The 14346-nt window shown below is 61.2% G+C and carries 10 protein-coding genes; 4 read left to right on the top strand and 6 right to left on the bottom strand.

Annotated elements, in window-relative coordinates; translation table 11 throughout:
• Positions 1–145: 145 nt before the first annotated feature.
• Complete coding sequence (locus ABD837_RS15515; protein ID WP_345056278.1) at positions 146–571, bottom strand: hypothetical protein; 426 nt, start codon at positions 569–571, stop codon at positions 146–148.
• 129 nt (positions 572–700) lie between these two features.
• Positions 701–919, bottom strand: coding sequence for a hypothetical protein (locus ABD837_RS15510; protein WP_345056276.1), 219 nt, complete (start codon positions 917–919; stop codon positions 701–703).
• Between the two features lie 107 nt (positions 920–1026).
• Here ABD837_RS15510 and ABD837_RS15505 point away from each other — a divergent pair, with 107 nt between their 5' ends.
• Positions 1027–1629: a DinB family protein gene (locus tag ABD837_RS15505; protein ID WP_345056274.1), complete on the top strand. Its 603-nt coding sequence runs from the start codon at positions 1027–1029 to the stop codon at positions 1627–1629.
• A 97-nt stretch (positions 1630–1726) separates the two neighbouring features.
• Here the strand turns inward: ABD837_RS15505 and ABD837_RS15500 are convergent, their stop codons facing one another.
• Positions 1727–2473, bottom strand: coding sequence for a porin family protein (locus ABD837_RS15500; RefSeq protein WP_345056272.1), 747 nt, complete (start codon positions 2471–2473; stop codon positions 1727–1729).
• Positions 2474–2638: 165 nt separating this feature from the next.
• Here ABD837_RS15500 and ABD837_RS15495 point away from each other — a divergent pair, with 165 nt between their 5' ends.
• Positions 2639–8878, top strand: a complete 6240-nt coding sequence (locus ABD837_RS15495) for an alpha-2-macroglobulin family protein (protein ID WP_345056270.1) — start codon at positions 2639–2641, stop codon at positions 8876–8878.
• A 138-nt stretch (positions 8879–9016) separates the two neighbouring features.
• Positions 9017–9691 carry a hypothetical protein gene (locus ABD837_RS15490; RefSeq protein ID WP_345056268.1) on the top strand — a complete coding sequence of 225 codons (675 nt, stop codon included), beginning with the start codon at positions 9017–9019 and terminating at the stop codon, positions 9689–9691.
• Between the two features lie 243 nt (positions 9692–9934).
• On the opposite strand, the gene ABD837_RS15485 is transcribed toward ABD837_RS15490, so the two are convergent.
• Together ABD837_RS15485 and ABD837_RS15480 are read right to left on the bottom strand one after the other, a co-directional pair.
• Entirely contained in the window at positions 9935–11476 is a 1542-nt protein-coding gene (locus ABD837_RS15485; protein ID WP_345056266.1) for a family 43 glycosylhydrolase, read from the bottom strand.
• A gap of 578 nt (positions 11477–12054) precedes the next feature.
• On the bottom strand, positions 12055–12549 hold the full coding sequence (locus tag ABD837_RS15480) for a SixA phosphatase family protein (protein ID WP_345056264.1): 495 nt from the start codon (positions 12547–12549) through the stop codon (positions 12055–12057).
• 145 nt (positions 12550–12694) lie between these two features.
• On the opposite strand from ABD837_RS15480, the gene ABD837_RS15475 reads away from it, so the two are divergent.
• Entirely contained in the window at positions 12695–13690 is a 996-nt protein-coding gene (locus ABD837_RS15475) for an HNH endonuclease (protein WP_345056262.1), read from the top strand.
• A gap of 85 nt (positions 13691–13775) precedes the next feature.
• On the opposite strand, the gene ABD837_RS15470 is transcribed toward ABD837_RS15475, so the two are convergent.
• Complete coding sequence (locus tag ABD837_RS15470) at positions 13776–14309, bottom strand: hypothetical protein (RefSeq protein WP_345056260.1); 534 nt, start codon at positions 14307–14309, stop codon at positions 13776–13778.
• Positions 14310–14346: the final 37 nt, after the last annotated feature.

Raw genomic sequence — 14346 nt, 5'->3', positions numbered from 1 at the left:
GCGGAATGGCGAAGAAGGGGAGGGCCGTATCATACTGGTCGGTCACGTAGAAAACCAGGTCGTTGGGTGCAGACTTGGTAGAGGTAAGGCGGAAATCGAGGCTGAGGCCATGCTCTTTGTTGGCAATAGGGAAAACGCTGCTGGTTCATTCACCGTCGCCGCTCATGGCTCCGGGCTGGCCATTTTTGGCAACGCTGAACACGTTGAGCGTCGCCGCATTGTCCACGTCAAAATTGCTTTGCTTGATGCTCAGTACTTTGTCGTTCACAAAAGGGTAGAGGTGCACGGTGGTTTTGCTGGCCGTGGCCGGCAGCCGGAAGCAGTACTCGTAAGTGAAGGCGTTGCTGCCCTCAACCGACACATTTTCGGTGGGGCTGGTACTGAAAAAATAACGGTAGAGGTTGCCGTCGTTACCCGTAAGGCCGCGGGCAACCAGCTTAAATACGCGCCCCTTAAATTCGTCCACCGGCTCGCCTTCGAGCGGGTTGAGCGGGCCGAAGGTGTACCACTTGCCATCGTACTGCGGCTCGTTGCCAAAGGCCTGGCTTTTGAGCAGGCGGCCGGTGGGCACGGGGTTGGTAGGGCGCGGGTCGCGGGCCTGCGGGCCACTAAAGGTGCCGGGCCCGCCGTAAAGGCTGAACGAGGTGGTGGTGGTGGCAGCGCCTTTTAGGTCGTCGTTTTTGCCGCCGCAGTCGGGGCCTCACACGCGGATGTACACCGGGGAGCGCTGCCGCTCCGGAACGAGAAAGAAGAAAGTTTGGGTGAAGTCGTCGTCGCCCCACTGCTTGTCCGACTGGGCCCCAAACGTAACCAGGCTTTCGACTCGCTCGCCGGGGTTGGGTACCGCCTGCCCGTGAGCCGGCACCGTCATCAACAGGGCTAGTGCGGCACTCGCGTACCAAAAACTGTGTTTCACCATACCGGCAAGATACCTTCCTTCGGGTGATTAGACGGTTCTTCTGACTTCGATGGCGCGCAACATTGGCCGCTTCGGTGTATGTTTATCATCCGTTAGCCTTAGCAGATATGCCCACCGCCGTCCGTGCCACCTCCGACTTCTTCGACCAGCTCACCTTCGACCTGCTGAAGTTGCGCGTGGTGGCCCAGCAGCGTTTCCGGCCGCTAAGCGCCGATGAATTGAACCGCCGCCCGGGCACGGGCCGCTGGAGCGCCGGCCAATGCCTGGAGCATCTCAACATTGTGGGCGGGCATTATCTGCCCACCATTGCGGCCCGCATCAAGCGGGCCCAGGCGCGCGGCTCGAAGCCCGCCGCCGAAGCCAAGCAGGGATTTATTGGGCGGAAATTTATTGAAGCCATGCGCACCCCGGCCAGCGAGAAGCCGCGCACCTCGCCCCGGCGCTACGCCCCCACCGGTACGCGCCTGCCGCGCACCGTGGCGGAAGTGTTTAGCCGGCAGATTGACGAGTTGCTGCGCCTGGTGCTGCTAGCCCGGCAGGTGAACGCCAACGCCGTGCGCATTCCCAACCCGTTGTTTCCGCTGATTTTGCTGCGCCTGACCGACCAGCTGGAGTTTCTGGTGGTGCACATTCAGCGGCACGTGGCGCAGGCCGAAGCCGTGCTGGCCGGCATCAGCTCCCGCACAGCAGCATCGGCCTCAGCCGCATAGCTGCCGACGACCCAATTGGTAGGGGGGGGGAACAAAAAACGCGCAGCCACTGGGCCGCGCGTTTTTGCTGATTGCGCCGGATAACCGGTAACAAGTATTACTTAGCGCCGAAAAAGTAGTTGGCCGATACCTGAAACACCCGATTTTGGGCTTTATAGCCGCTTTCTTTGCCATCCGAGTCGAGTGGGATGATGTTGCCAAAGCCAAAGGCGTACGCAACCTGGACCTGTACTGGGCCTTGGCGGTAGCCAACACCAAGGTTAACGCCCCCATCGAAGCGGCGCAAGGTAATATCGTTGTTGTTGGAGCCGGAATTTGAATTGTCTGGTTCCCGGTCGCTAAACTTTATCGACCCGGTGCCGGACTCGTGCTCATCGAGGTAGCCTGGGATTACGACATCGGTTTTATAGGGTGAATTACCCCCTACACCCAGGGCCAGGTACGGGCCTGCCAGCACCTGGAAGCCATGGTCGCCACCGGTGGTGTACACGAAGTTTAGGGGCATCTCAACGTAGTTGATGTGCAGGGTACGCTCACTAGAGTACGTCGCCGTTACCCCACCGAAGGATTCGGAACCGCTCTCGGTCACCTTGAAGCCCTTTTGCGTGAACAACAGCGAGGGCTGAAAGGCGAATGAACCAAACTGGATGTCGGCCGTGACCCCTACTTGCGCACCGAAAATAGATTTTGGCTTGACGTCGCCGGTATCGGTGCCGGTAAGAACGATGTTCGATAGGTTGACACCTACGCGGGGGCCGAAGCTAACGGACTTTTGCGCCTGGGCGGAGGTAGCCGCACCGGCCAAACCAGCCGTCAGTACGATTGCAGAAAATAAGGTCTTCATGGAAAGGGAAAAGTGGAAAAAGAAAAATAGAATTGCTGGCTGGATTTTCCAGTCAACTTAATGACTACAAATATAGAGGCCCTGCTTCACCATATATTCATGCGAAGCCGTGGTATGCAATAAATAAGGGCCGGGCATCTTTATAGCATCAACCCTTCGTTGCCTATGCGTTTGTTCCTGCTTGCCTGCCTGTTCCTGACCATGCTGATTAGTGCCGACTCGGCTACGCCCCTACCTCCCGGCACCTATGCGGCCCGCTGGAAAAAAATCGATGCCCTGCTGCAGAAAGACCAGACGGCCACGGCCGCCCCGCTGGTGCAGGCCATCTATGAGCAGGCCAGGAAAGCTGGCGACGCCCCCGCCTACGTGCGGGCGCTGCTCTACAAAATCCGGTTGCTACATGCCAAGCAGGACGATGCCGACGAAAAGGCCATTGCGCTGCTCGAAGCCGAAGTGAAGACGGCCACTTTCCCGGCGCGGCCCATGCTGCACTCGCTGCTGGCCGGGCTATATACCAGCTACCTCAACCAGCACCGCTACGCCCTTTACCAGCGCACGCGCGGAGCCGAAGCGACTACGGACAAGCGACCGGCCGATGGCGACGCGGCTGCCGATGGGGGCACCGGCCTGGCCACCTGGGACATGGCCCGGCTGGGCGGCGCCATTGTGCGACATTACTATCAGTCGGTAGAAGACGAACCGCAGCGCCAGCTGAAAACAACCCTGGCCAGCCTCGGCGAACTGGTTGTGGACGGCGATGACGAAGGCCAGGCCCTACGCCCCACGCTCTACGACCTGTTGGCCCAGCGTGCCATTGAGGGGCTGAAGAACCAGGAGCTGTACGTGACGAAACCCGAACAGCAGTTCCAGCCGACGGAGCCGCAGCTGTTCGGGACGGCTGCCGAGTTTGCCGCCCTGCGCCTGCTGGCCCCCGAAGCTGACTCGCTGAACGGTCAGCTGCACGCGCTGCACCTGTTGCAGCGCCTCACGGCCTCGCGCCAGCAGCTGGTGCCCCAGAACCTGGCTGCTTTGGCCGATGTAGACCTGAGCCGGGTGGATTACCTACACGGCCTCACCCAGGATACTGACTTAGCCGCACAGTACGAGCCGGCGTTGGTGCGAATGGCCGAGACATACAAGCGCCTGCCCATCAGCACGGAGTTTATGGCCCGCAAGGCCGAGGCTGTGCACGAAGCCGGCGACAACGTAGCCGCTGTGCGCCTGGCTCACGAGGCCGAAGTGCGGTTTCCGGAGTCGCGCGGCGCGGCGCGGGCCCGGCAGCTGCGTGAGCAGATTGAGCAGCGGGAAGTGGCATTTTTGGCGGCCGACGTTGTGGTGCCCAACCAACCCTGGCGGCTCGATGTGACGACCCGCAACGTGGGCGAATTGCACGCCTGGGCCTACCGCATTTCGCTGAAGGAGTGGGAAAAATCGGGGGAGTACGACGAGAAAAACCGCACCGTGGCCCAGCGCTACGCCCGGGCCTTGCGGGCCGCGCCGGTCGCCATCTGGGCCGTGCCGGTGCCTGCGCACCCGCAAGATTATAAGGAGCTCAAGTTTGGGGCGGCGGGGGCGGCGCTGCCTTTTGGCTATTATCTGGTCATTATTAGCAACCAAGCCACGAAGCCGACAGCGCAACGGGCCGGAGCAGTGACGAGTTACGGCTTCGTGGGAGCCAGCCAGCTGAGCGCCGTGCGGCGCACCAATCCGAATACCGGCACCACGTCGCTGCTGCTGCTGGACCGCAAACTTGGCGGGCCGTTGGCCGGCATGAATAGTCAGGCCACGTTCAGCGTGTACAACCGCGCGAAGCAGCGTGATGAAAAGCACCTGGGAGCGGTGCTGCAAACCAACGCCGTGGGCGAGGTGGAAATACCCGGCCCGAATGGTACCAATGATGCCCTTGGGCGCGAGCAACTTACCAATGTGCGTACGTGGAAGGGCCGTGATACGCTGCTGGTTCCCATTAATGCCTACTATTTCCCCGGCGACGAGAATGCTATTGAGCAAGCGCAGCGCCGCACCTTTCTCTTCACCGACCGCGCCATTTACCGACCGGGCCAGACGCTCTACTTTAAAGGCATTCTGACCGAAACGCTGCGCTCAAAATCCAGCCTTGTAACCAACCAGCCAGTGAGCGTGCGGCTCGTGGACGTGAACGGCCAACCCGTGCAAACGCTCCCCTTAACCACGTCGGATTTTGGCTCGTTCAATGGCTCGCTGGTACTACCCACGGGCCTGCTGAACGGCGAAATGAGCCTGCAGACCGACCACGGCAGCATCAGCTTCGCGGTGGAAGACTACAAGCGGCCCACTTTTCTTGTCTCGATGGACTCGGTGCCCGGCCGACCGCAGCTGGGCCAACCTCTGACCATGACGGGCCGCGCCCGCGCCTACGCCGGACAGGCCACCGACGGCGCTACCGTGCGTTATCGCATCACGCGCCGCGAGCTTTTTCCGATGTACGATTATGGCTTCCGGGGGCGCGGTGTGTATGCGCCGGGCCGGGGGCAGGGCAACCAGGAAATTGCCCACGGCACCACCACGACCGATGCCGAGGGCCGCTTCACCCTCACCTTCACGCCGCCGGTGGGAACCAAGCCCGCTGGCCGCCGGTGGGAACCGGGCTATCTATTTGAGGTAGTTGCCGACGTGACTGACGCGGCCGGCGAAACCCGCACCGGCACGCGCAGCTTCCCTATTGGGCGCAACCCGCTTAGCCTGCAGCTGGTGGGGCCCGATGCCATCGACAAGCAGCACCTGCCGGTTATCACGCTGCTCGGCACCAATGCTACCGGCGAACCGCTGCCGGCCACGGGCACGCTGCGCCTACTGGCCCGCCGCTACCGTCCTAACCCGGCCGGCGTGCCCGGCCCTGCGCCCGAAACCACCGAAAACGAAGCCGCGCCGGAACTCGTCAAAACCCTGCCCTTCGACACCAAAGCCAGTGCGCAACTAGTAGTAGCCGCGCTGCTGGCCGATGTGCCCACCGGCCGCTATCGGCTCGAAGCCCTTGCCGCCGGAACCGATACCGCGAAAGCGAAGCTTGATTTCACGCTCTACGACTCGCAGACGGCTACCGTGCCTTTCGCAACGCCCGATTGGTTTGTAACCCTGGCCGATACCGTGGCTCCCGGCCAACCCGCCGGCATTTTGCTGGGTAGCAGCGAAGCCGGCGCGCGCATCCTGCTGGAAGTGGAGCGTGAAGGCAAATTGCTGCGCCAGGAATGGCTGACGCTGTCTGCCAACGAGCAGCGCCGCGTAAGCGTCGAGAGCGGTGTTGCTGCTGCGCTTGGCCCTCTCTATATCCACACCACGCAGGTGCGCGATGGCCGGTTGTATACCCACACGGCTACGGTGCAGGTGGCCGAGAAGCCACAGCCGCTACGCGTGTCCATCGCCACGTTTCGCGACAAGCTCCAGCCTGGCCAGAAGGAAACCTGGCGCGTCACCATCCATCAAACCAACGGCAAAGCTGCCGAGGCCGAGCTGCTGGCCACGCTCTACGACCAAAGTCTGGATATTTTCCGACCGCACAGCTTCATGGGGCTGGAATTTGGTCAGTCCGACTATCCGGCGAGGTTTGGCTGGGAAGGACATTTTGGGGAGGTGAGTTCGGATGAGCTTTTTAATAATGATACTTCAGGCTCTGCTTCTGATGTGCGCTATCCGGAGTTGAGAACCTGGGAGAGCTATGCGGAAGAGGTTCCCGATATGAATGAGTTGAAAAGTAAATTTGGGAAGCAGTCGCGGGCTGCTATTCGGTTCACAAAACCGGTTGTCAGAAACGATGCGGAAGTTGCTATGAACGCGGCGGCTCCCATGGCTCCTGCTCCAGTTGTTTCAGCAGCAATGGCCGATTCCGCGCCAGCTGGGGCTGGTTACTTTGACCCCCGGCAACTCAGCAAACAGCAAAATGGACCTAAGCCCGCCGCCCCCGACCTCACCAGCGTGCCTACCCGTTCCGATTTCCGCGAAACGGCCTTCTGGCAGCCGGCCTTGCATACCGATAAGAACGGCGACGTGGTGCTCGAATTCCAGATGCCCGAGGCCGTTACGCGCTGGCAGCTGCTGGCCCTGGCCCACGACAAAGCCCTGCACACCGGCCAGTTGGCCCGGCAGCTTGTCACCCAAAAGGAAATTCAGATTACGCCCAACGCGCCGCGCTTCCTGCGGCCAGGCGACACCTTCACCTTCCCCGCCAAGTTCTCGAACCTCACCGACCACGCCACCAGCGGCACTGCGCAGCTCTTCCTGCTCGACGCCACCACCGGCCAGGACATCACCACCCAGCTGCTGAAAGGGCCGGCGCAGCAGGTTGTAGTAGCCGCCGCGCACCAGAGCGCCGCGCTGGGCTGGGAGCTGAGCATCCCCGCCGATTTTGCGCCGGTGGCCGTGACCTACCGGGTAGTTGTCAGTTCTTCGTTGTCAGTTGTTAGTGAAGGAAACAGTAAGAAGCCGAAAGCCAAAAAAAGCAGAAAAGGACTGACAACTGACAACCAACAACTATCAACTAGCTTCTCCGATGGAGAGGAAAATACCCTGCCCGTGTTGCCCAACCGCATTCTCATCACCGAGAGCCTGCCGCTGCCCATCGTGGGGCCGGGCACGCGCGAATTTGAACTGACGAAACTGACGAGCACCAGCAGCCCCACCCGGCGCAATTACTCCCTCACGCTGGAAATGACGGCTAACCCGGCGTGGTACGCCGTGCAAAGCCTGCCTTATCTGATGGAGTACCCCTATGAGTGCTCCGAGCAAACCTTCAGCCGCCTCTACGCCAACCTGCTCGCCGCCCGGATTCTGAAGTCGAACCCGCGCTTCAAAACCGTGCTGGCCGAGTGGACGCGCCAGGCGCAAAACGGTACTGCTGCCCAGCGCAACGCCCTCGAAAGCAAGCTGGCCCAGAACCAGGAGCTGAAAAACCTGCTGCTCCAGGAAACGCCCTGGGTGCGCGACGCGCAAGGCGAAACCGCGCGCCTAGCCCGTCTGGTCGAGCTGTTCGACGAAACCCGCCTGCAAGCCGAAACCCGCCGGGCGCTGGCTAAGCTCCAGCGCCAACAATTGCCGAATGGCGCTTTCCCGTGGTTCGACCAGATGCCTCCCAACCGCTACATCACCCAGCTCATCGTGGCCGGCTTCGGTAAGCTGAAGAAGCTGGGTGCGTTCGATGCCAGCCAGGACGCTGCCGCGCAGGCTATGCTGCAGCAGGCCCTGCGCTACCTCGATGCCGAGCTGGCTGACGACTACCGCCAGCTGCGCCGCGAGAAAGATGTGAAACTGGCCGAGAACCACCTCGACGACCTGCACATTCAGGCGCTCTACGCCCGCAGCTTCTGGTTGCAACAGGCCGAGGCGCCTGCCGCCAAAACAGCCTTTGCCTACTATCGCGGGCAGGCCGCTAAATACTGGCCCGCTCAAACCCGCTACCTGCAGGCGCAAATTGCGCTGGCCCTGCACCGCACCAACACGAAATCCCCCGCCGCCACGGAGATACTGCGCGCCCTCAGCGAAAACGCCCTGCACGCCTCCGAGCTGGGCATGTATTGGAAGGAAGTGCGCGGCGGCTACTACTGGCGCGAGGCTCCCACCGAAACCCAGGCCACGCTCATCGAAGCCTTCGACGAAGTGAAGAACGACCAAAAGTCGGTGGATGAGATGAAGCTTTGGCTACTCAAGCAGAAGCAGACCCACAACTGGGAAAGTACCCGCGCCACCGCCGATGCCTGCTACGCCCTACTGCTGCGCGGCTCCGACTGGCTCGCGCCCGCCCAGCCGCTACTCGTGAGTGTGGGCGGCCAGCGCGTGCAGCCCGAAGCTGCGCAGGCCGGCACCGGCTACTTCAAAACCAGCTGGCCTGCCGCCGAAGTCAAACCCGCCCAAGGCAAAGTCACCCTTACCAAGCCCGACGCGGGCGTGGCCTGGGGCGCGCTCTACTGGCAGTACTTCGAAGACCTTGATAAGGTGACGGCCGCGGCTACCTCGCTCAGCCTCGAGCGCCAGCTCTACCGCGAAGTGCAAACCGCCGGCGGCCCCGTCCTCGAAAAGCTCACGCCGGTTACGCCGCTGAAAATCGGTGATGCGCTGGTGGTACGCCTCGTGCTGCGCACCGACCGCGCCCTCGAATACGTGCATCTGAAAGACCAGCGCGCCGCCGGCCTCGAACCGATTAGCCAAACCAGCGGCTACCGCTACCAAAACGGGCTGGGCTACTACGAGAGCCCGCGTGATGCCGCCACCAACTTTTTCCTGAGCGAGGTACCACGCGGCACTCACGTGTTCGAATACCGGTTGCGGGCCAGCCAGGCCGGCGATTTTTCGGGCGGCCTCAGCCAGGCGCAGTGCCTGTACGCTCCCGAATTTGGAACCCAGTCGGCCGGCGTGCGGTTGCGCGTGAATCCGTAGCACGGTTTTGGCAGAGTAGGATAAAAAAGGCCGTTAGTAGGCGTAAACGGTCATTCCATCGTTTAAATGCAGTTAGAGCTTGCATTTAACCGGGGAAGGGTGTAGCTTTGTTTTCTGTTGAATTTACTTTATTCCTCTATGAAGCATCTAGTTGTTCTCTTTTCGTTGCTCCTCGCATGGAGCAGTGCTCAGGCCCAAACTGAGAAAGCCGTACCCGTAACCAAGCTGCCAGGCGAAGAAAACCTGAGCTTGCGCGAACGCGCCGAACGAGACTTCCTGATGCCGGTGCGCCGGAAAAAGATGGTGACCGAGGCTCCCAAAGCCGTTGCCGAGGAAAGCACTGCCGCCCCCGAAACCGACGCTACCGCCCACTACTCCGAAGCCACCGACGAAGCCGCCAATTCGGCCCGCACCGCCCGTGCCTACGAGATTCGCCACGCCGAGGCCGTGGCCTCCCGCCGGGCCGCCGCCCGCCGCGAAGAGGCTCGCCTGGAAGCCCGGGCCGAGGCTCGCGCCGAAGCCCGCCGGGTTGCTCGCTACGCTGCCCGCCACCATAGCAGCAGCAAATCGAAATCGAAGGCCAGCAAAGCCCACAGCAGCAAGTCGAGCAAAGCCAAATCGAGCAAGTCGAAAACCAAAACGAAGTCGGCTGCTCACACCAGCAAAAGCAAAACGAAGTCGAAAGCCAGCAAAGCCAAAGCCAGCCACACCGCCAAAAAGGTGAGCGTGAAAAAGAAGGCCGTTGCACACAAAACCACCAAGAAGGCTACCGCTTCGAAGTCGAAAACCAAAACCAAGAAGCACCGCCGCTAAGCTGCCATTGCCACTCAACAAAAAGGCCCGACACTCACAGTGTCGGGCCTTTTTGTTTGCCGAAGTTTTATAGCAGTCATGCCGAGCGCAGCCGAGGCATCTCGCGTGGGGTTACTAACTAAAGCATTGTTGGATTATTGATTAGTGGTAGCACGCGAGATGCCTCGACTACGCTCGGCATGACTGCTTGTATATCCTAACGTGTGCTGCTGGCGATTGCGCCCGCGTACCGCCGCCCAAACCTTACCGCTTGTTGCGCACCACAAAGTTGTTGAACGTGGCCACGTTGCCAGTTGCGCCTTGGGCCACCAGGGCTACACGCACACCGCGGTCCCAGGGTGGGAGGTAGGTGCCGTTCAGGCTGAAGCTTTCGGTGGGCAGCGGCAGCCAGGTGGCGCCGTCGGTGCTGTAGGCGAAGCGGTAGCGCTGGCCACCCCACACTTCGAGGCGCAGGCTCAGCGTATCGCAGGGTTCGATAAATACCTGGGCCAGCGTTTGGTGCTTGCCGCTGCGCAGGTGCCAGATGTGCAACTGGCCATTGCCGGCCATTAGGGCCAGGGCGTTGTAGGGGTCGCCTACAGCGGCCAGGCCGGCGTAGGTATCAACGGGTAGGTTAGCGAAGTCGATGGTCGTCGCGGCCTTGTAGGTGGCGGCGTGGGTGCGACGGGCTACCACCGCGCCGAGGCGCGAATTGTCTGCCGTGAGGTGCAGCTGGCCCGTGCGCACGGTGGCGGCGGGCAACTGGCCCAACGGCCACTGCCACTCCAAGCCCAGCTGGTCGCCTTCGAATTCGTCGAGGATGTTGAAGCGGCTCATGTCGGTAAGCGCGGGCGCCTGGGGGCTGCGGTTCACAAACTCGGGCCAGCCTTCGGCGTTCCAGGTAAACTCGCTCAGGAGGCCCTGGCGGCCAACAAACTCGTGGCTTTCGGCGGCGTAGGCGTGGTGCAGCAGAAACCAGCGGCCGTCGAGCTCGCATACCGTGCCGTGGCCGGGGCATTTCCAGGTTTCGTTGCGGTCGAGGATGGGGTTTTGCTCGTACTTCTCCCACGGGCCGAGCAGGGCGCGCGAGCGGGCCACGCCGGTGGCGTAGTTGCAGCCCTTGCCGCAGCAGGAGTTGCCGGCGTAGAACATGTAGAACCACCCATCGTGGTGCACCAGGGCCGAGCCTTCCACGAGCGGGCCTTCCCACTTCACGTCGTTGCCGAACAGCTCGGTGGCTTCGCCGATAAGGGCGGTGCGGTCGTCGTTCAGGCGTTGCGCCCAGATGGGGGTGTCCTGCATGCAGGAATTGCCGTCCTCTTTCCAGATGAGGTATAGGTCGCCGTTTTCATCGGGCATGGCGAAGCCATCGATGGAACCCGCCTCCTGCGCCACCAGGGGGCCGTGGTCGGTGTAAGGGCCGGCGGGGTGGTCGGCGCTGGCTACGGCCACGCTCAGCACGCCGCCCTTTTTGCGGGCGGTGTAGTACAGGTAGGTGCGGCCGTTTTCCTGGTGGAACTCGGGCGCCCAGAAGTTGGAGCCGGCCCAGTCGGGCGCTTTCTCGGGAAACACGTGGCTCACCAGCTCCCAGTCGAGCAGGTTCTTCGACGAGAAAATGGGGAAGATGGCCCCCCACTCGGCCGACGTGGCACTGGCCCAGTAGGTGTCGCCAATTTTAATAATGGTGGGGTCGGGGAAGTCGCCGGGCAGCACCACGTGGTCGTAGCTGATGCGGGCGGGGGCAATTTCGGGTTGGAAGCCAGGGGCCGGGGCCAGCTGGATAGCCACTTCTAGTTCAATCGACACGGGTGGGAGGGTGCAAGAGGAATAGAAAAGAGAGCCGAGCGAAATAAAATCGCAAGGGATATGCGGAGCAAGTTAAGAATTTGTAATAAATAGTGATGTCGGATTACCTGAAAATAGGACCAACCATCGAAAATAATCGCCGAGTGGATGCTCAGGCAGGTTGAAATAGTGCGGACTTTAAATATAGACACCTAATTACTCTTCAACCTTCGTAAAGCATATTTTGGGCCAATTGAAGATTTTGTAGAAGTGCAGCATGTAGGAGAATTGATTTTTCCGAAGACGAACACTTCAGCTTTTCTTGGGCCTCGCCTGTAGTTGGAAGGGGAACATTGGTAAAATGAAGTGGTTTCCCAGCCCGGACCTTGTATGAATAGGGGAGTCGCGGCAGGAAACGCCGATTTTTCCAAAGTCAGCTTTTTCATGCGCCTCAGCTTTTAGCAATTACTTATAAAAAAGAGCGTGCCTCCAGTCGGCGGGTCCCGTTCATCATGGCACAACTCTTTTCAGAATCGCTCGATGATGAACGGGACCCGCCGACTGGAGGCACGCTCGTTCTATACACAGTGGGCTTTGAGCTAGCCCTCGTTGCGGGGGTAGTCGTAGAAATAGAACTCGGCGTTCACCTTGCTTACTTCTTCCCATTTGTCGCACTCGAAGTGCAGGCAGACCACGGCGGCGGTGGGCATCTCGTTCACCGCCGAAGGCGAAAGCGCGTTGGCCGTTTCGGTGATGGTGGGATTGTGACCCACCAGCAAAATTGAGGCGGCCGAATCGGGCAGGGCGCGGATGATGGCGAGCAAATCGTCCATATCCGCCCCGTAGATGCCGGCATCGACGCTGATTTTGTTGGCGGGGTACTGCAGCTCGCGGGCTACGAGCACGGCCGTGCTCATGGCGCGCACGGCGGGCGAGCTCACGATGAGGTCGGGGCAGATGCGGCGCTTGGCCAGCGCCTGACCCATGACGGGGGCATCGTCGCGGCCGCGGTCGTTAAGGGGGCGTTCCTGGTCGCTCAGGTCATCGAAGCTCCAGCTGGATTTGGCGTGGCGGAGGAGGTACAGGGTTTTCATAAGGGCGAAGCTAACGGCGTTTGGCTTACCGACGCGGTTAGGAAAAGGTTATGCGAACCCCACCCCCAACCCCTCCCCGGTGGGGAGGGGAGTCTGACGTATCTTTTCCGGCTCATCCAATCATCGTTTTAACCGCCTGTACCTCGTGGCTCCCCTCCCCACTGGGGAGGGGCCGGGGGTGGGGTTCCACTTCATGCTCCCCACCTACCTCCGCCGCTTTCAGCACCTGCGCGTGGCCACCAGCCGCCAGCACGGCGAAGCGCCCTACAAGCCCGCCCTGCTGCTGGCGGTGCTCGAAGGCATTGCCGACGGCTCCATTGTGGATAACCGCATTGAAATTACGCCCGAGCTCATTGCGGCCTTCAAAGCCATTTGCACCGATTTGGGCACTTCCGCGCTGTTCACGGGCGCCAACTTTGCGCTGCCCTTCTACCACCTGCGCTCCGATGGCTTCTGGCACCTGCACACCTGGCCCGGCCTCGAAATCCTGCTCACCCGCTCAGGCTCTATCCGCAGCTTCCGCCACTTGCGCGACGTGGTGGCCTACGCCGCCCTCGATGCCGACCTCTGGCTGCTGTTGCAAGTGCCCGCCCACCGGGCCGCCCTCACGCAGGTCCTGCTTGCGCGCTACTTTCCGCAAACGCAGGGCCGCTATCGCGCTCGCGCCGGCGCGCAGGCCCTGGCCGACATTCGCCGCCAGATGCTGGAGGAGCCAGCTGCTATCTATAGCCGCCACGTTGTGCCCGCCGATGAGCTCGACCTCACGGTGCGCAGCGGCGTGTTCAAGCGCGTGGTGCTCGAAGCATACGACTACACCTGCGCCGTGTCGGGCCTGAAGCTGCTCAGCACCCGCAGCAGCCCCGTGCCATTGCTCGACGCCTGCCACATTGTGCCCTGGGCCGTGAGCCACGATGACACCCTGCCGAATGGACTTGCGCTGTGCCCCAACCTGCACCGCGCCTTCGACCGCCACCTGTTCTGGATTGACGCCGACTACCGCGTGCGCCTGGCCACCGATTTCGGCGAGCTCAGCGGCGGCGACTACGGCGTGCGCCGCTTCGAGGGGCAGGAGCTACGGCTGCCCCAGCGGCTGGAGTGGCGGCCGGAGCGGGAGAATCTGAAGGCGCAGGCGGGGCACTAAATTGCTGTTTGTTGTTTTTACCGTTTCGCCAAACTGTCGCGGTTGCTGAACCGGGCCTTTAAGGAGATGCGGCGAATTAGTTAATTTACTGAGCTACCCATGGCTGCACTTCCCCGTTACCCCATTGCTGAACGACTCCATTCGTAAACACAACAAAGCGCGCACTATCGACGCGTTCGCCTATCCGCCAACTGTGTACAAGCGTTTGGCCGATAATTGTTGGTGTCGCTTGCTTTACAATGGCCAAGTAGTAGTTTTTCATGAGCTTGCAATGCGCAACTGCGGTATCATTTGCTTGTACTAGGTGCGCCAACTCTGCTCCCTCTACCCGTGCTTGGTGCGCTCTGTCAACTTCTTTTCCGACCACCATCCTTACCTCTTCTAATTGGTCGTAGAGGTGTGCGTATTGTTCAAGCACCGGCTGCAGCGAATCGGCCCGGCTAAAGGGCTGTGGCGGGCCAAACCGCAAGGAAACATAGCGTGCGGAGTCGGGCCCAAGGTACTGGTGCTGCGCATAGCGGCTGACCGAGGCGTGTAGCGGCGAGAGGGCGGGCGGGCGAGTACAGCCAACGGCTAGTACGGTCAGCACTGCCGTTATACTCCCTATAGTTGTTTTCATGCCGCCAAGCTACGACGATAGCCGGATTGACTCCACC

This window comes from Hymenobacter glaciei, assembly GCF_039539585.1.
GTDB lineage: Bacteria > Bacteroidota > Bacteroidia > Cytophagales > Hymenobacteraceae > Hymenobacter > Hymenobacter glaciei.
The sequence above is the reverse complement of the archived record's forward strand: the minus strand, read 5'-3'. Positions and strand labels throughout refer to the sequence as shown.